Origin of the sequence: Rhodococcus sp. MSC1_016 (genome assembly GCF_023667485.2) — a bacterium.
GTDB classification, from domain to species: domain Bacteria; phylum Actinomycetota; class Actinomycetes; order Mycobacteriales; family Mycobacteriaceae; genus Rhodococcus_F; species Rhodococcus_F oxybenzonivorans.
The window spans coordinates 3,137,875-3,156,386 of sequence record NZ_JAMOZI020000001.1 but is presented as its reverse complement, the minus strand read 5'-3'; the positions used below and the strand labels follow the sequence as shown (position 1 = coordinate 3,156,386).

11 protein-coding genes and 2 tRNA genes are annotated in these 18,512 nt (G+C 66.8%); 5 read left to right on the top strand and 8 right to left on the bottom strand.

Features of this window, described 5'->3' with window-relative positions; genetic code table 11:
- Positions 1-28 precede the first annotated feature (28 nt).
- A complete protein-coding gene (locus L1080_RS14545; RefSeq protein WP_159921266.1) occupies positions 29-511 on the bottom strand; it encodes an HNH endonuclease signature motif containing protein in 483 nt (160 codons plus the stop codon).
- Positions 508-1,167: a hypothetical protein gene (locus tag L1080_RS14540; RefSeq protein ID WP_250771239.1), complete on the bottom strand. Its 660-nt coding sequence runs from the start codon at positions 1,165-1,167 to the stop codon at positions 508-510. Before L1080_RS14540 ends, L1080_RS14545 begins: the two co-directional genes overlap by 4 nt.
- A 456-nt stretch (positions 1,168-1,623) precedes the next feature.
- Here L1080_RS14540 and L1080_RS14535 point away from each other — a divergent pair, with 456 nt between their 5' ends.
- Both L1080_RS14535 and acpS read left to right on the top strand, forming a co-directional pair.
- On the top strand, positions 1,624-10,965 hold the full coding sequence (locus tag L1080_RS14535; RefSeq protein ID WP_308202143.1) for a polyketide synthase: 9,342 nt from the start codon (positions 1,624-1,626) through the stop codon (positions 10,963-10,965).
- Between the two features lie 11 nt (positions 10,966-10,976).
- On the top strand, positions 10,977-11,369 hold the full coding sequence (acpS, locus tag L1080_RS14530) for a holo-ACP synthase AcpS (protein ID WP_109328781.1): 393 nt from the start codon (positions 10,977-10,979) through the stop codon (positions 11,367-11,369).
- Positions 11,370-11,435: 66 nt separating this feature from the next.
- Here the strand turns inward: acpS and L1080_RS14525 are convergent, their stop codons facing one another.
- Together L1080_RS14525 and bcp are read right to left on the bottom strand one after the other, a co-directional pair.
- The gene (locus L1080_RS14525) at positions 11,436-12,137 is read right to left on the bottom strand and encodes a TetR family transcriptional regulator (protein WP_109328783.1); all 702 of its coding nucleotides are present in this window, start codon (positions 12,135-12,137) and stop codon (positions 11,436-11,438) included.
- 278 nt (positions 12,138-12,415) lie between these two features.
- Positions 12,416-12,889 carry a thioredoxin-dependent thiol peroxidase gene (bcp, locus tag L1080_RS14520; RefSeq protein WP_159921272.1) on the bottom strand — a complete coding sequence of 158 codons (474 nt, stop codon included), beginning with the start codon at positions 12,887-12,889 and terminating at the stop codon, positions 12,416-12,418.
- A gap of 161 nt (positions 12,890-13,050) precedes the next feature.
- Between bcp and L1080_RS14515 the strand changes: the two genes are divergently transcribed.
- Positions 13,051-13,272 (top strand): DUF3618 domain-containing protein, encoded by a 222-nt coding sequence (locus tag L1080_RS14515; protein ID WP_109334997.1) that lies wholly within the window; start codon positions 13,051-13,053, stop codon positions 13,270-13,272.
- A 128-nt stretch (positions 13,273-13,400) separates the two neighbouring features.
- Here the strand turns inward: L1080_RS14515 and L1080_RS14510 are convergent.
- Positions 13,401-13,473 (bottom strand) — tRNA-Lys (locus L1080_RS14510).
- 289 nt (positions 13,474-13,762) lie between these two features.
- On the opposite strand from L1080_RS14510, the gene L1080_RS14505 reads away from it, so the two are divergent.
- The gene (locus L1080_RS14505) at positions 13,763-14,992 is read left to right on the top strand and encodes a L,D-transpeptidase (protein WP_159927078.1); all 1,230 of its coding nucleotides are present in this window, start codon (positions 13,763-13,765) and stop codon (positions 14,990-14,992) included.
- Between the two features lie 57 nt (positions 14,993-15,049).
- Here the strand turns inward: L1080_RS14505 and L1080_RS14500 are convergent.
- Positions 15,050-15,125 (bottom strand) — tRNA-His (locus tag L1080_RS14500).
- Positions 15,126-15,211: 86 nt separating this feature from the next.
- Positions 15,212-15,811 carry an oligoribonuclease gene (orn, locus tag L1080_RS14495; protein ID WP_109334998.1) on the bottom strand — a complete coding sequence of 200 codons (600 nt, stop codon included), beginning with the start codon at positions 15,809-15,811 and terminating at the stop codon, positions 15,212-15,214.
- Between the two features lie 85 nt (positions 15,812-15,896).
- Between orn and L1080_RS14490 the strand changes: the two genes are divergently transcribed.
- Positions 15,897-17,621: a helicase HerA-like domain-containing protein gene (locus L1080_RS14490; protein WP_250771243.1), complete on the top strand. Its 1,725-nt coding sequence runs from the start codon at positions 15,897-15,899 to the stop codon at positions 17,619-17,621.
- A gap of 70 nt (positions 17,622-17,691) precedes the next feature.
- On the opposite strand, the gene cmrA is transcribed toward L1080_RS14490, so the two are convergent.
- Positions 17,692-18,495, bottom strand: coding sequence for a mycolate reductase (gene cmrA / locus L1080_RS14485; protein WP_250771246.1), 804 nt, complete (start codon positions 18,493-18,495; stop codon positions 17,692-17,694).
- Between the last annotated feature and the right edge of the window lie 17 nt (positions 18,496-18,512).

Below are 18,512 nucleotides of genomic sequence, written 5' to 3'. Positions count from 1 at the left end.
ATGGACAAGGCACCCCAGCACGCGCACGTCAGCCGGCGCGCTCACTCCTGTCGCGGCTCTTGCGCCCTGCCCATGACGCAGTCTGGCTGTGACAGTTGGGGCACAGAAATCGAACTTCCCGCAAGCGGGAGTCCAGTGGGTCTCCACGGATGTGGTCCACGTGCAGTATCAGCGGGCGTCCGCACCACTCACCTTTCACACCGCAAGTCGCGCATGCGTACGCCACTCCTGCCTCGATCAGAGCCCGTCGCAGTAGGTGAGGCTGAACGCGTCCGCTGCCGGGTGGGCGACGAATCAGTATCTCCTGCCAAGTCATTCGATTGCGGGCAGGTTTACCCTTCGTGTGCGCCTGTCCCGTGAAGTGGGAGGTGTCAATCTCGAGCGCTCTGATCCGCCGACTCAGGTGAGCGTGTGTTCCACCCGCGGGTTTCAGTCCGAGGTAGCGCATGACGCCTGCGTAACTCGTCGATTCTGCGACCGCCCGCTCGAGAACCTCCCGGGTGTACTTCACCGTGCACCCGTAAGCCGTCGCTGAGCTCGCTGGTACCGCCAGATCGCGTGGGAGAGGGTGGCCGCGGTGACATCGAAACGGACGGCGGCGGCCGCGAGGAGTTCCTCGGCCATCGCATTCGTCACCTCCACCTCTGGCGCAACAGCGTCGATGACGAAATCGTGGAGGAGGCAACGGCTTTCGGGAGTGTGAAGGCCGAGTTGCACCACGAAGCACTCCCATGTGGCGCTGCCGAAGCCGGCGATCTGGACGAGTGCAGAGCGGAGCACGTCGTCGTCCCGCAAGTCGGAGGACTGCCTGCGTCCGGCGGTGACCAGCGAGCGGGCGGCAAGTGCGACGGCCTCCGCCTTGGTGGTGTAGTTGCCCGGGACCCGCTGCCGGTTGCCCAGCACGGCGATCAGCTCCGCTGGGTCGTCGGCGTACTCGGACAGGTCTTCGAGGTCGTCGAGCGGCACGCCTCGGTGCGCGCGCCAGCGCCCTATGACGGCACGCACCCCGGAAGCCGGCGTGCCGTAGGTGGCGCGGGCGGAGAACGCCGCGTCGAGCAGCCCGGCCTCGATCTCGCGCGGCCAGCCCTCCGTCCAGTGTGGCCATGCGCCCGGAGGTAGTTCCGCGGCGATGTAGTCGATCAGGTCACGAACGTGTGCAGTGCTCATTGTTTCCCCCCGGAGAACGATGTGTGTGCGTGGATCGACTCGAACATTAGTTCGAGGGTCCGACACGCTCGAGGATCGAGCCGGCCGGACACGGTGACGTCACGGCGGATGGGCACGACCTAGGCGCTTCGTCAAGGTGGTAACAGATTGATAACGATTAATATGAGGCTTTCCTCAGGTTCTAGGACGTCCTTGCACCGCCGCGTCCAGCGACGACGTGACCTACCCGAGAGTCACTTTTCGAACGCTCTGTGATCGACATCACGCGTATGTGGCGCCATGTCGAGCTCATGGCGCTGCACTCGCCGCGAACGTGAGGAATTCCTCATGATTCTGTGTCAACCTTGTACAGCCCGGAAGTGCTGATCAGAGCCGATGCAGCAGGCACACGATGCCGAGGGCGGCAGACCAGCAATCCCCACCTCCCCGTAGGGGTGACCAGGAGAGGACTTACGCGTGACGATTGACGACACGACACCCGCAGGAAATGGAAGAAACTCGAAGGGTTCGCGGCGCATCGGCGTAGACCGGGACGACACTCGGTCGTCGAGCAAGACCACACTCGCCGACCGTCTGGTCGGCGGCGAATCGTATGCCCTCGCCTTCGGTGGCCAGGGTGCGCCCTGGCTGAGCTCGCTCGAGGAGCTGAGCCGCGACAACGGTCTCGAGCCGGCTTTGACCAAGCTCGTGAACGAGGCCGCCGAGTACCTCGCCCCGGTGGCGCAGGAGCTGCTCGTCGTGCGTCCGGTCGGATTCGACCCCATCGCGTGGATCCTCGAGCAGGAACTCGCCGACGAAGAAGACGGTGCCCCGGCGGCCGGACCTTCAGCCGCTGCTCTCACGTCTGCAGCAGTCTCCCTTCCCGGTGTCTTCCTGACACAGATCGCCGCGCTGCGTGCGCTGGCGGCTCAGGGCCTCGATCCCACCGTGACGGCACCCGTGTCGGTGATCGGCCACTCCCAAGGACTTCTCGCTGCGGAGGCCGTTGCGACCTCCGGCAACAAGGACGGCGAACTTCTCGCCCTCGCTCAGCTGATCGGTGCCGCTGCCGGACTGGTGGGTCGTCGTCGCGGAGTGATCTCTGCGGCCGACTCCACCCCGATGCTTGCCGTGTCCAACGTCGACCCGGCGCGCCTGCGTCAGATCGTCGAAGAGCTCGCCGAGGGCCTCGAGCCCGAGCGCGCCGCTGTACTCGGCATCCGTAACGCCCGGCGCCGCGTCGTGCTGTCCGGCCCGCCGGCCCAGCTGGCACGGGTGCAGCAGCGCTGCGAGCAGATCGAGGCGGACGAAGCCCGTGAGCGCGACGCCAAGAAGCGTGGCGGCTCCATCTTCTCGCCCGTGTTCGAGCCGCTCCCCGTCGAGATCGGCTTCCACCACCCGGCTCTCGCGGAGACCGTCGATATCGTCGGCCAGTGGGCCGCCCGTTGCGGTCTCGATGAAGACAAGGCTCGCGCCCTCACGAGTGCCTGCCTCGTCGACCCCGTCGACTGGGTCGAGGCCGTCGACAGCACCATCGACGCCGGCGCCTCCTGGATCCTCGATCTCGGACCCGGTGACCTCCTCACCCGCATGACGTCGGCCAGCGTGCGAGGGCAGGGCGTCGGCATCGTCGCCGCTGCCACCCGCGGCGGCCACCGCAACTTGCTCACTCCGGGTGCGGCACCCGAGGTGCCCGCTGCGTGGACCGAATTCCTTCCGAAGCCGGTCGCGCTGCCCGGCGGACGTATCGGCGTCGAGACCGCATTCACCAAGCTGACCGGTCGTTCGCCGATCCTGCTCGCCGGCATGACCCCCACCACGGTCGACCCGAAGATTGTCGCCGCAGCTGCCAACGCAGGTCACTGGGCCGAGCTCGCCGGTGGTGGCCAGGTGACCGAGCAGATCTTCGCCGACCACGTCGAGGAGCTCACCGGGCTGCTCGAGCCGGGTCGGGCCGTGCAATTCAACTCGATGTTCCTCGACCCCTACCTGTGGAAGCTCCACGTCGGTGGCAAGCGCCTCGTCCCCAAGGCCCGCGCCGCCGGTGCCCCGTTCGACGGCGTCGTCGTCACCGCCGGCATCCCGGAGCTCGAGGATGCCGTCTCGATCATCGAGGACCTCACCGAGGCCGGATTCAGCTACATTGCGTTCAAGCCGGGCACGGTCGCGCAGATCCGTTCGGTGATCCGCATCGCCAACGAGGTTCCCTCGTTCCCCGTCATCGCCCACATCGAGGGCGGCCGCGCCGGTGGTCACCACTCGTGGGAAGACCTCGACGACCTGCTCCTCGACACCTACGCCGAGCTGCGTACCCGACCGAACCTGGTCCTGTGCGTCGGTGGCGGCATCGGCACGCCGGAGCAGGCTGCCGACTACCTGACAGGCCGCTGGTCCGTCGCGCACGGCTTCCCGGCGATGCCGCTGGACGGCATCCTGGTCGGTACCGCCGCCATGGCCACACTCGAGGCGACCACGTCTCCCGAGGTGAAGCAGCTCCTCGTCGACACCCCCGGTACGGCGGACTGGGTCGGTGCGGGCACCGCCGAGGGCGGTATGGCCTCCGGTCGTAGCCAGCTCGGCGCCGACATCCACGAGATCGACAACGCCGCGTCCCGCACGGGCCGCCTGCTGGACGAGGTCGCCGGTGACGCCGACGCCGTTGCCGCGCGTCGCGACGAGATCATCGAGGCACTGAACGTCACGGCGAAGCCGTACTTCGGCGACGTCGAGACGATGACGTACGAGCAGTGGCTGCGCCGCTACCTCGAACTGGCCGTCGGCATCGACGCCGCGAAGGCATTCGACTGCGGTTCCGACCTGCAGGACGCCATCGACGAGGCCACCACCAGCCCTTGGCTCGACATCACCTGGCGCAAGCGTTTCGGTGAGATGCTGCAGCGCACCGAGTCGCGTCTGCACCCGGTCGACCGCGGACCGATCCCCACCCTGTTCGCCGACGACGCGATCCTGGAGCGTCCCGAGGCTGCCATCTGCGCACTGCAGGCTCAGTACCCGGACTACGCGACCACGGTTCTGCACCCCGCCGACGTGTCGTTCTTCGTCTCGCTCTGCAAGACGCCCGGCAAGCCGGTCAACTTCGTTCCCGTGGTGGACGGCGACGTCCGCCGCTGGTGGCGCTCCGATTCGCTGTGGCAGGCACACGACCCCCGCTACACCGCGGACCAGGTCTGCGTCATCCCCGGCACCGTCGCCGTCGCCGGCATCACGCGCGTCGACGAGCCCGTCGGTGAGCTGCTCGACCGCTTCGAGAAGGCCACCTACGACGAGCTGGTCACCGCCGGTGCGTCACCGCTGTCGCTGCTCGCGCGCCGTCACGCCGACATCGCGCGGGGCCTGCTCGACACCGTCCTGTCGGCTCCCGACATCCAGTGGGCCTCGCGTCTGACTCTGAACCCGGTTCGCCGGCTCGGCGACCTCGACAAGTGGTCGGTCGAATCCGACACCCGCGCGGTGCACGAGACCACCGGTGCCGAGCTCTCCGTGATCGGCGACGAGCAGGTGCTCCTCACTGTTCCGCTGGTGGCGGGCAAGTCCGTCCAGATCACCATCACCGTTCCGGCCTCCGTCGCGGACGGTGGCGCACCCCTGGTCACCGAGGCCGATGCCGAGAAGTCGATGACCGCACTCCTCGCGGTCGCGGCCGGTCAGGAACTGCCGGCCGTCAAGAACGGTGTCGCTCGCCTCAACCTGGCCTGGACCCCGGATCTGATCGCCGACCACGCCGGTGTCACCGGTTCGGGTCTGCCCACGACGCTGAGCGTCAGTGGCAAGGCGGTCCCGGACGTGGTCGTCGGCGCCTGCTGGCCGGCCGTGTTCGCCGTGCTCGGTGCCGCGAAGACCGAAGACTCGCTCTCGGTCATCGAAGGCATGCTCGACCTGGTCCACCTCGATCACAGCGTCGACTTCGTGGGTGAATTGCCTTCGGAGACCAGTATTCTCGTCGTCAAGGCCGAGGTCGCCTCGGTGCTCGACACCGATCTGGGCCGCGTCGTCGAGGTCAAGGTCGAGGTCGGCGCCATGCTCGGTGAGGGCCTCGACGCCCCCGCCGTCGTCACCCTCTCGGAGCGCTTCGCCATCCGCGGCCGCACCGGCAAGGGCGAGCTGTCCGATCCGCCCCGCGCCGGTGGTTCGCTCAGTGACGAGGCCGTGGACACCCCGCGTCGTCGTCGCCGCGACACCACCATCGTCGCGCCCCGCAACATGGGCTCCTTCGCTCAGGTGTCGGGTGACCACAACCCGATCCACACCTCCGACAACGCCGCGCTCCTCGCCGGCCTCGGCAGCCCGATCGTGCACGGCATGTGGCTCTCGGCCGCAGCCCAGCAGGTCGTCACCGCCGTGGACCCGGCCGAGACCAAGACGCCGCCGCGCCGTCTCACCGCCTGGACCGCCCGCTTCCTCGGGATGGTCCGCCCCGGCGCCGAGATCGACGTCCGCGTCGACCGCGTCGCCGTGGATCGTGGCGCCGAGATCGTCGAGGTCGGGTGCCGCATCGACGGTGAACTGGTGATGGTCGCAACGGGTCGCACCGCGGCTCCGAAAACCGTCTACGCGTTCCCCGGACAGGGCATCCAGCGTCCCGGCATGGGCCTCGACGCCCGCGCCCGCTCCAAGGCCGCCCGCGAGATCTGGGACCGCGCCGACAAGCACACCCGCAAGGCTCTCGGCTTCTCGATCCTCGCCGTGGTCCGCGACAACCCGACGGTCGTCAAGGCCCGGGGTGTCGAGCACAAGCACCCGGACGGTGTCCTGCACCTGACCCAGTTCACCCAGGTCGCGATGGCGACGCTCGGTGTGGCTCAGGTCGCCGAGCTCCGCGAGTCCGGTGCCTTCGTCGAGGGTGCCTTGCTCGCAGGCCACTCGGTCGGTGAATACAACGCCCTCGCGGCGGTCGCCGGTGTGCTTCCCCTGGAAGCCGTTCTCGAGGTGGTCTTCCAGCGTGGTTCCGCCATGCACGCCCTCGTGCCGCGCGACGAGGCCGGGCGCTCCGACTACCGGATGGCCGCTATCCGGCCGTCGCAGATCGGTCTCGCGGACGAGGACGTCGAGTCGTTCATCGGTGAGATCGCCGCGGCAACAGGCGAATTCCTGCAGGTTGTGAACCTGAACCTGCGTGGCTCGCAGTACGCCATCGCGGGCACGGTGGCCGGACTCAACGCGCTCGAGAAGGAAATCGACGTCCGCCGTGAGGCTTTCGGCGGCAAGCGCGCCTACATCATGGTCCCGGGCATCGACGTCCCCTTCCACTCGACGGTTCTGCGCGGCGGTGTCGACGACTTCCGTGGTCGCCTCGAAGAACTGCTTCCGCAGGACATCGACCCGGCCATCCTGATCGGGCGTTACATTCCGAACCTCGTGCCGAAGCCGTTCTCGCTGAAGCGTGAGTTCGTGCAGGAGATCGCGGACCTCGTGCCGTCGAAGCCGCTGCAGAAGGTTCTGAAGGACTTCGATTCGTGGGCGGCGCAGCCGTCGCAGCTCACGCGCATCGTGCTCACCGAGCTTCTGGCTTGGCAGTTCGCGAGCCCGGTCCGGTGGATCGAGACGCAGGACCTGCTGTTCGCCGACGAGTCCGAAGGTGGACTGGGTGTCGAGCGCTTCGTCGAGATCGGTCTGGGCTCCGTCCCGACCGTCGCGAACCTCGCCTCGCAGACCCTCAAGTTGCCGGGACGCTTCGGCTACCCGGTCGAGGTCCTCAACATCGAGCGTGAAGCCGCCATCGTGTACTCCACCGACGTGGATCCGGCGCCGGTCGAAGACGACGAGCCGGCAGCACCGGCAGCCGAGGCGCCCGCCGCGTCGGCAGCCCCCGCTGCCGCTCCGGCCCCCGCGGCAGCCCCCTCGGGTGGTCCGCGTCCCGACGACATCGCCTTCAAGGCAGCCGACGCCACCAAGGTTCTGATCAGCCTGTGGACCAAGTTGCGTCCCGATCAGGTCGGCCCCGTCGACACGATCGAGGCTCTGTGCGACGGCGTGTCCTCGCGGCGTAACCAGCTGCTCGTCGACCTCGGTTCCGAGCTCTCGCTCGGCGCGATCGACGGTGCCGCCGACGCCGACATGGGCTCGCTGGCTGCCACGGTCGACTCGCTGGCCCGTACGTACAAGCCCTTCGGGCCGGTGCTGTCCGACTCGATCAACGATCACCTCCGCAAGGTCTTCGGCCCCTCGGGTCGACGTCCGGCGGCCATCGCGGACCGAGTCAAGAAGGTCTGGGAGCTGGGTGACGGCTGGGCGCACCACGTCACCGCGGAGGTGGCGCTCGGAACCCGCGACGGTTCCAGCATCCGCGGCGGTGACCTCGGTGGCCTCGCAGGCGGCGGTCTCGCCGACGGCGCCGCAGTAGACGCTGTCATCGACAGCGCAGTCGCCGCAGTGGCCTCGCGCCGCGGGATCAGCGTTTCGCTCCCGGCAACGGGTGGCGGAGCCGGTGGCACCGTCGACGCCGCGGCACTGGGTGAGTTCACCGAGCACATCACGGGCCGCGACGGCGTGCTGGCCTCGGCCGCCCGCCTCGTGCTCGAGCAGCTCGGCTTCGCCGGTGACACGGCGACGGCAGCGGCGCCGACCGACACCGAACTCGTCGACCTCGTGTCCGCGGAACTCGGTTCGGACTGGCCGCGACTGGTGGCTCCCGCATTCGACGGAAAGCGGGCGGTCCTGCTCGACGACCGCTGGGCATCCGCCCGGGAGGATCTGGCCCGTCTGTGGATCGACGCGGCCGGCTCGGGATCGCTCGAGATCGAAAGTTTCGCCGGTGCAGGTAAGTCAGTTGCGGCGCAGGCCGCATGGTGGCAGGCCCGCGCTACCGACGAGGGTCGCGCGGCTCTGGCCGAGAAGTACGGGCGTATCGCCGCGGCGGCAGCCGCAATCGGTTCGGAGGCGGCAGCTGTCGTCACCGAAGAGACCCCGGAATGGGCAGACCAGGTCGCCGTCATCACCGGTGCCAGCAAGGGGTCCATCGCGGCCGCGGTCGCAGGCAAGCTCCTCGCGGGCGGCGCGACGGTCTTCGTGACCACCTCGCGTCTCGACGACAAGCGTCTCGGCTTCTACCGCGACCTCTACCGCCGCAATGCTCGCGCCGGCGCCGCCCTGTGGGTGGTTCCCGCGAACATGGCGTCGTACACGGACATCGACGCGCTCATCGAGTGGATCGGTGAGGCCCAGTACGAAACGGCCGGTGGATCGAAGAAGCTCATCAAGGAAGCGGTCACCCCGACCTTGCTGTTCCCGTTCGCCGCGCCCCGCGTGGCCGGTGACCTGGCCGACGCCGGCGCCCGCGCCGAAATGGAGATGCGAGTTCTCCTGTGGTCGGTGGAACGCCTGATCGGTGGACTGTCGAAGATCGGCTACGACCGTGACGTCGACACTCACCTGCACGTGGTTCTGCCCGGCTCCCCGAACCGCGGTCTGTTCGGTGGCGACGGCGCGTACGGCGAGGCCAAGGCCGCGCTCGACGCAGTGGTCGGCCGCTGGAAGGCCGAGCGCAACTGGGCCGAACGCGTCACCCTGGTGCACGCTCTCATCGGCTGGGTCCGCGGAACCGGACTGATGGGCGGCAACGACCCGCTCGTCGAGGCCGTCGAAGGTGCCGGAGTCCGTACCTGGTCCACCCAGGAAATGGCCACCGAGCTGCTGCAGTTGTGCGAGCCCGAGGCACGTCGCCTCGCGTGCGCCGAGCCGCTCGCCGCCGATCTGACCGGTGGACTCGCCCAGGCGAACCTGGACCTGCCCGCGCTGGCGAAGCAGGCTCAGGAAGCTGCTGCTGCCGAGGCCGACGAGGACACGGCTGAGCTCGACACCATCGCGGCTCTGCCCGCCCCGCCGCGGGTCTCGGAGTCGGCGGCACCGGCCTGGTCGGGAGTCACTGCGGCCCCGGAGGACCTCGTGGTCATCGTCGGTGCCGGTGAGCTCGGACCGTTCGGCTCCTCACGTACCCGCTTCGAGATGGAGGTCGACGAAGAGCTTTCGGCGGCAGGCGTTCTCGAACTCGCGTGGAACACCGGACTGATCGTGTGGGAGACCACACCGTCGCCCGGGTGGTACGACGCCGAGACCGGGGAACTGGTTCCGGAAGCCGAGATCGCGGACCGGTACCACGACACCGTCGTCGAACGGTGCGGTATCCGCCGCTACGTGGACGAAGGCGCGATGGTCGATAACACCGCACCGCTGCTCACGTCGGTCTTCCTCGACAAGGACCTGAGCTTCGTCGTCAGCACCGAGGCGGAGGCGCTGGCCTTCGTCGAGGCCGATCCGGACAACACGGTCGCGACTCCGGTCCCGGACAGTGGGGACTGGCAGGTCACCCGCCGGGCCGGTACCGAAATCCGCGTGCCGCGCAAGATGAAGCTCACGCGCAGCGTGGGTGGTCAGATCCCGACCGGATTCGACGTCACGAAGTGGGGCATCCCCGCCGACATGGCCGACTCCGTCGACCGCGTGGGCCTGTGGAACATCGTCGCCACGGTGGACGCGTTCCTCACCGGTGGGTTCACGCCCAGCGAACTGCTGCGGTGGGTGCACCCCTCGCTGGTCGCCAACACCCAGGGCACCGGCATGGGCGGCATGAGCTCGATGAGGTCGTTGTACATCGACACGCTGCTCGGTGAGAACCGGCCGAACGACATCCTGCAGGAAGCTCTGCCGAATGTTATTGCGGCGCACGTCGTCCAGTCCTACGTCGGCGGTTACGGCGCCATGGTTCACCCGGTTGCGGCGTGTGCCACGGCTGCGGTGTCCGTCGAAGAGGGCGTCGACAAGATCAAGCTCGGCAAGGCGCAGTTGGTCGTTGCCGGTGGCTTCGACGATCTGAGCACGGAAGGCATCATCGGATTCGGTGACATGTCCGCCACCGCGAAGACCGACGACATGCACGCCAAGGGAATCGAGGATCGCCGCTTCTCGCGGGCCAACGATCGTCGACGCGGCGGATTCGTGGAGTCGGCCGGCGGCGGCACGATCCTTCTCGCTCGCGGTGACGTGGCACTCGAGATGGGCCTGCCCGTCCTCGGTGTGGTTGCCTACGCCAGCTCGTTCGCGGATGGTGTCCACACATCGATCCCGGCTCCCGGAATCGGTGCGCTCGGTGCGGGTCGTGGGGGAGCGAATTCGCAGCTCGCTCAGTCCCTCGGCAAGCTCGGTCTCGGTGCCGACGACATCTCGGTGATTTCCAAGCACGACACGTCCACCGCGGCCAACGATCCCAACGAGGCGGAGCTGCACGAGCGTCTCGCCGGGGCCCTCGGCCGCAGCGAAGGTGCGCCACTGTTCGTCGTCTCGCAGAAGAGCCTCACCGGACACGCCAAGGGTGGTGCCGCAGCATTCCAGCTGATCGGTCTCTGCCAGGTGCTGGACAACGGTGTCGTCCCGCCGAACCGCAGCCTCGACTGCGTCGACGAGAAGATGGCCGAGTTCGAACACCTCGTGTGGGCTCGGGAGCCGCTCCGATTCGGTGAGCAGTTCCCCCTGAAGGCCGGTCTGCTCACGAGCCTGGGCTTCGGTCACGTCTCCGGACTGATCGCCGTCGTGCACCCGCAGGCGTTCGTCGAGGCAGTCCCGGCGGACAGGCGGGAGGCGTACCTCGCGCAGGCGCGCAAGCGCTCCGTCGAGGGTCAGCGTCGTCTGGTGAAGGCCATGGTCGGTGGCGGCAGCCTGTACGAGCGTCCTGCCGATCGTCGCTTCGGCGGCGACAGTGTGCCGGCCGCCGCGTCCCGTCAGCTGGAAGCGGACGTCCTGCTCACCGAGGCAGCACGCCTGGGAGCGGACGACGTGTACAGCTCGGGTCTGCCCGGCTGCAAGTAGGAACAGGATCGATGGGAGTTCTGGGAATCGGCTTCGACCTCGTCACGGTGTCGGAGTTCGCCGAGCAGCTGGACCGGCCAGGTACGGCAATGCTCGACAACTTCACACCGGGCGAACGTCGAGACGCCGTGACCCGGAGCTCCGATCCGGCTCGGCATTTCGCGGCCCGATGGGCGGCGAAGGAGGCGGTGATCAAAGCATGGTCCACCGCCAACTTCGCCAGCCCGCCGGTGCTGCCCGAAATGATCCACCACCTGATCGAGGTGGTGACGGATGCGTGGGGACGACCGAGCATCCGCTTACGCGGAGACGTCGCCGAGCATCTGACGGACGTGAAGATTCATATCTCGCTCACGCACGACGGCGACACCGCTGGTGCATTCGCGGTGATCGAAGCGGCGTAGGCGCTCCGCGCCCGTGCGCCTTTCTGGTAGCAGGAGCAACCAGAAAGGCGCACGGGACCGGAGGTCCTAGCCGGTGGTCGTAGTGGTGCGAGATTCCTTTTCGGCGACGAGCAGGTACGCCACCATCAGCCGTTTCAGCTCGGCGACGGCATCGGCGTGGCTCTGGTCGTCCTGCACCGAGAAGTTCAGCATCGAGTAGACGACGTGAACGAGAACCTCGGCCATCATCGTGCGCCGCTCCCGCGTGGTTTGCGGGGTGAGCGGTGCGAGCATCCGCGAGACCTGCTCCGCGAACGCCTTCTCATGGATGGCCCCCGTGGCGCGGGTCGACGGGGTCGACTGCATCGCCAGCCACACCTCGCGTCGTGACGGATCCGACATCCACAAACCGGCCATGTGGTCGACGAAGGCGTTGAGGAAGCGTAGCCAGTCGAGAGACGGAACCTCACCGTTGAACTGCGCGAGTTCGTGTTGAACGCCGACGAGGTCCTGCCTGTTGAGCTCGCACACGATCACATACTTGTTCGCGAAGAACTGGTAGAGCGTGCCGATCGGCACATCGGCACGAGCGGCTACCTCCTCGCAGGTGAACGACTCGAATCCCACATCCACCAGCAATTCCCGCGACGCGGCGAGTAGCGCATCGAACTTGCGGCGACTACGTTCCTGGGTCGGACGTCGGCGGGGCAGGAGCTCCTGCGGGTCCGACTGCAGCTCCAGCGCCGGGTCCACACGGCGCGGTGCTTGCTTGCTGGCTGAAGACTCCACCGCCCCAGGCTATCGGTCTTTGCTCCGGATTCCGAAGACCCGTCCCGGTGGCTCGTCGGGTTTTGCCAGGACGTGGCCACCGATCGGGTGGTTTTCCCGGGCGAACAATGTGATGGCCCACAAATAGCCGACGACAGGAATTCCGCCACATCACCACCCGGCGACGAGAGCGACTGAGACCGGTTGGTTGGCGGCGTTCAACGTCCCCTGAAAGTCGCACCCGGCCCGCGGAGGAGTTCGGGCGTACTGCGCCGAAGGCCGGGTGGGACGGAATGCGCTCAGACGGAAAGGTCCCGTCGCAGCTTGGCCACATGGCCGGTGGCGCGAACGTTGTACTGCGCGACCTCGATCTTGCCCTCCTCGTCGACGAGGAAGGTGGAACGGATGACGCCCTGAACGGTCTTGCCGTACATCTTCTTCTCCCCGAATGCGCCCCACGCCTCGAGTGTGGACTTGTCCGGGTCGGACAGGAGCGGGAACGTCAGTTCCTCGGTGTCGCGGAACTTGGCCAGCTTGGCCGGCTTGTCGGGGGAGATGCCGATCACGTCGATGCCGGCTCCGTTGAGTTCCACCAGATTGTCGCGGAAGTCGCACGCCTGCTTGGTGCAACCGGGGGTGCTGGCGGCCGGGTAGAAGTACACGACGACCTTGCGTCCGCGGTAGTCGGCGAGGGACACCTCGTTGCCGTCGGCATCGGGGAGGGTGAAGGCGGGTGGAGTGTCTCCGGGAGAGAGTCTGCTGTTGTCGGTCACGACACGTCACGCTACCGGGACGGCCCGACACCGGCGGTACATCCAATGGGGGAGACGGAGTCGCGGGTGGCGTGTTCTCGTCTACGGTTGACGCAAGTGTGGGATCTTCGCGATAGCGTCGCTCTCGCTGATCGAACCATTCGAACAAGTTGGAGGATACGTTGCCCAGGGACACCGACAGCATCGAGCGTGAAATCGAGAACGCGCGCAATCAGCTCGCAAGCACACTCGACGAATTGACGGTCCGCACCAACCCGAAGCGTCTCGTGGAGAACACGAAGCAGACGCTGATCGCGAAGTTCAACGAGCCGGCGGTCAAGTACGGACTGATCGCCGTAGGTGCGGTGGTGGGGCTCCTGGTGCTCCGCAAGGCGCTGCGCTGACCGATTCGTGGTGACGCCGCCGGGACTGTGACCGCACATCCCGGCGGCTGTTCGCTTTTCGGGCGGAACAACAAGCGCAAGAAGAAAGGCCCTCACCTTCCGAAGAAGGTGAGGGCCTTTCCTGCAAGTGCGCCCACAGGGACTCGAACCCCGGACCCAGTGATTAAGAGTCACTTGCTCTACCAACTGAGCTATAGGCGCTCGCTCTTGCGAGACAGAACAGTAGCGGACCGCTTCTCGGGAATGCAAATCGCCTGGTCGACGCCTCGCTTACCTCCCCGGCACGAGATACAACCCGTAACAACAGCACCGCTGGTCACGATTGATATTCGAACGTTACTGGCACGCCCGGCGCTTGGTTGGAACCGGTCTCCGGCGGCTGGCATCATTGGAGACCACACGGTCTCGACGTGCTGATTCGTCTCGCGATGGCGAGGGGCGTGCCGGCTTGAACGTGACATCGGAGCGAGGACGTGAAGTGGGGTTAACCATGGGTGTGGGGCGCGGTAGGCGCATGCGTGCGCGATCGGTCTCGAAGACCGCGACGATTGTGGCGGCATCACTCGTATTCGCATTGTCGATCGCGGGATGCACGGTGTCCGACGCCGGCACCGTCACCTCGGAAGGGGAGGCGCCGATCGACTCCAATCCGGTCACCGAGTTGATCAAACCGAAGGTGACCGCATCGGCCACCGACGGAGCTGTCGGCTTCTCGCCGGGTCAGCCGGTCACCGTGTCGGTCGCAGACGGGACGCTGGCCGAGGTCACGATGTACAACCCCGAGGGTGTGCCGGTCGACGGCGCGATCGCACCCGACGGTCTGTCGTGGGTCAATACGGAACCGCTGGGCTACGACAAGGAATACCGGCTCGAAGCCAAGGCGAACGGACTCGGCGGTGCGACCACGTCGACGTCGGTGTTCACCACCAGCGCGCCCGGTAACGTCACCAAGCCTTACGTGATGCCGGGCGATGGTGACGTGGTGGGCGTCGGCCAGCCGCTCGCCGTGCAGTTCGACGAAAACATCCCCGACCGACGGGCTGCCGAGGCTGCCATCACCGTCACGACGAATCCGCCCGTGGAGGGCGCGTTCTTCTGGGTCAACAACCGTGAGGTGCGGTGGCGTCCGCAGAACTTCTGGGCGCCCGGCACGACCGTGGATGTCAAGGTCGCCGTGTACGGCCGAGATCTCGGAGACGGACTGTTCGGACAGGAAGACGTCCACACCACGTTCACGATCGGTGACGCTCTCATCGCGACGGCCGACGACAACACCAAGCAGGTCACGTTCGAACGCAACGGTGAAGTGATCATGACGATGCCCACATCGATGGGTAAGGACGACACACCCACCGACAACGGCGTCTACATCATCGGCGACCGGTTCGCGAATCTCGTGATGGACTCGTCCACCTACGGAGTGCCCGTCAACTCTCCGCAGGGGTACAAGACGCCCGTCGACTGGGCCACGCGAATGTCCTACAGCGGCATCTTCTTCCACTCGGCGCCGTGGTCGGTGGGACAGCAGGGCTATTCCAACGTCAGTCACGGTTGCCTCAACCTCAGTCCCGCCAACGCGAAGTGGGTGTACGACAACACCAAGCGGGGAGACATCGTCGTCGTGAAGAACACGGTCGGCGGCACACTGTCGGGCACCGACGGCCTCGGCGACTGGAACATTCCCTGGAACGTGTGGAAGGCGGGCAACGCCAGCGACTGAGTCCCTGGGACTGAACGCAGACAAGAAAGCCCCCGGCCGAGGCCGGGGGCTTTCTGTTGGGGTGAGTGACGGGACTCGAACCCGCGACAGCCAGGATCACAACCTGGTGCTCTACCAACTGAACTACACTCACCATACGCTTTCGGCAGCCACCCGGAGGCGGTTACTTCGGCGAGGAAGATACTAGCGCGTCCGATGCCCGAGAAGCCAATCGGTATGTCAGGCGGGCCCGAGTTCTTCGACGATGGCGGCGATGTCGCTGGTAGACGGGCCGGGGTCGGGCACGAAGGCCGTTTTTCGGTAGTACCGCAGTTCGCGGATCGACTCCTTGATGTCGGCGAGGGCCCGGTGGGCGAGGCCCTTTTCGGGCTGCCCGAAGTAGATCCGGGGATACCAACGACGGCACAGCTCCTTGATGGAGCTCACATCTATCATCCGGTAGTGCAGGTAGGTGTCGAGGTCGGGCATGTCGCGCGCGATGAATCCGCGATCCGTTGCAATGGAGTTACCGGCGAGCGGTGCGGTGCCCGCCACGGGAACATGCTCGCGGATGTAGGCGAGCACCTGCTGCTCGGCGTCGGCGAGCGTGACCGTCGACTTGCGGACTTCCTCGGTCAGTCCCGAAGTCTGATGCATCTTGGTCACGACATCCGGCATGGCGGCGAGCGCTTCGTCGTCGGCGTGGATGACGATGTCGACACCCTCACCGAGAACGTTCAGCTCGCTGTCCGTGACCAGAGCGGCGATCTCGATCAGCTTGTCGGTACCGAGCCGGAGGCCCGTCATTTCACAGTCGATCCACACAAGTTTGTCCTGCACCAGGAACACAGTAGTCACGTGGGTCACGGGCTAAGGTCTGCGGTGGACACTTTCTCCCGACGTTCGTGATCCGAGGAGGGCTTCGATGACCCAGCAATCGCAGAACGGCGGGGCCGCCCCGACTCCCGCGCAGAAGGCGGAGGCGGCCAGAGCTGCCGCGGTCGAAGCGGCGAGGATTGCCGCCGAGGCCGCGGCCGCCGCGGAGGTGGCGGAGAAGGAAGCGCGGGAGGCGGAGGCGCAGGGCGCGACTGCCGCACCGCCTCTGTCGGGGCCTGCCGCAGAAATCGCGACGGGGTACTCGTCGGCTGGTGTAGCGCTCGAGCTCGGTACCGTCCTCATCGACGGAGTTGTCGATCCCGCGGCCAGGGTCCGGATACCGCTCGCGACGATCAACCGGCACGGCTTGGTGGCCGGTGCAACCGGGACCGGTAAGACCAAGACCCTGCAAGGAATAGCCGAGCAGCTGTCGGCGGCAGGGGTTCCCGTGGTGATGGCCGATGTGAAGGGCGACCTCTCCGGCTTGTCGAGGCCGGGAGAGACGAACGAGAAGATCACCGCTCGCGCCGCCGAAACCGGCGACGGTGACTGGGCGCCGGCGGGTTCGCCAGTGGAGTTCCTCTCCTTGGGTACGGAGGGTGTCGGCATCCCCGTGCGGGCCACCATCACTGCGTTCGGCCCGATCCTGCTCAGTAAGGTGCTGGGCCTCAACGCCACTCAGGAGTCGACTCTCGGGCTCATCTTTCACTGGGCCGACACTCGGGGTCTGGCGCTGCTCGATCTGAAGGATCTGAGGTCGGTCATCGCTCACCTCACAAGCGACGACGGCAAGGCCGACCTGGCGGTCATCGGCGGAGTGTCGCCGGCCACGGCGGGTGTGATCCTCAGGGCACTGGTCAATCTCGAGGCGGAGGGCGGTGACACCTTCTTCGGTGAACCCGAGTTCGCCACCGAAGATCTGCTCCGATTCGACAGTGACGGGCGAGGCGTCATCACGCTGTTCGAACTGGGCGCGCAGGCCGCCCGTCCCGCCCTCTTCTCCACCTTCCTGATGTGGGTACTGGCCGATCTGTTTCAAACGTTGCCCGAGGAAGGAGATCTGGACAAGCCGAAGCTCGTCTTCATCTTCGACGAGGCGCATCTCCTGTTCACCGACGCGTCGAAGGCGTTCCTGCAGCAGGTGGAGCAGACGGTCAAGCTGATCCGCTCCAAAGGTGTCGGCGTCTTCTTCTGCACTCAATTACCGACGGACGTCCCCAATGCGGTGCTGTCACAACTGGGTGCACGCATCCAACATGCGTTGCGCGCGTTCACGCCGGACGATCAGAAGGCGCTGAACAAAACGGTACGCACGTACCCGAAGACGCAATTCTATGATCTGGAGAAGGCGCTCACATCCCTCGGTATCGGCGAGGCGATCGTGACGGTGCTCTCCGAGAAGGGTGCGCCGACGCCGGTGGCGTGGACCAGGATGCGGCCACCACGTTCACTCATGGACACCATTGGCAACGACGCCATTCGGGCCGCGGCGGCGTCGAGCCCGCTGGCGCAGAGATACGGTCGGACCGTCGACCGCGAATCGGCGTACGAGAAGCTGACCGCGAAGGTCGCGGGAGCGCCTGCGACCGATGAGGACATCGATCTGCCATCGCTGCCGGGCCTGCCCGCGCCTGCGGAGCCCGACGGGCCGAACATGGCCGAGCAGATTCTGGGAAATCCGGCGGTCAAGAGTTTCCTGAGGTCGGCGGCCTCGGCCGCAGGACGAGAGATCTCGCGCAGTATCTTCGGCACCGGGCGCCGCCGACGGCGCTGACATCGGCTGCGCTCGGGGCGAACGTACCGTTCAGCGCGGTGGAAGCGTCGAACGGTACATTCGCCGCCGTCTAGTTGCCCAACTTCTTGTAGAAACTTCCCACGATCGGCGCCACGACGGCGCGCGGACTGTACTGTCCCGCAACGGACATCGCCTTACTGATGATGCCCGGCACCACACGCATCTTGTTGTCGGCCAAGCCGTCGAGCGACACCTTGGCGGTGTATTCGCTGGAGATCCACAGGAAGTCGGGGACCAGCTTGTCGACGATGGACGCGTCCGCGGGGTCGGGTTCCTCGGTGCGGACCGGTCCCGGGGCGAGCAGAGTCACGCTGACCCCGGAGCCCTTGAGTTCGCCGCGCAGCGACTCGGAGAAGGTGTTGACGAAGGCCTTCGTAGCCGCGTAGGTGGCGTTGTGGGGGATGGGCATGTTGCCTGCCGCCGATCCGACCATCAGGATCGCGCCGGACTTGCGTTCCAGCATGCCCGGAAGCACGGCGAGGGTGAGATCATGAACGGCAACGGCATTCAGTTCGACCTGCGCCCGTTCGTAGGCGGGATCGAGGTCGGCGACCGCGCCGAACGTTGCGATGCCGGCGTTGTTGCACAGCACGCTGATCTCCCGACCGGCGATCTCGTCGACCAGGGCGGAACGTGCGTCACGATCGGACAGGTCGCACGCCCGCACGTCCACCTCGACACCGTGTTCGGCGCGGAGCGTCGCCGCCAACGACTCCATTACCTCGCCGCGCCGGGCGACGAGGATGAGGGAATGCCCACGGGAGGCGAGATCCCTGGCCAGCGCCTCGCCGATACCGGACGAGGCGCCGGTGACGACGGCGCGGGCACTGGGGGTGGGGTTCGGCAAACTCACGGTCAGTCAGCGTAGTG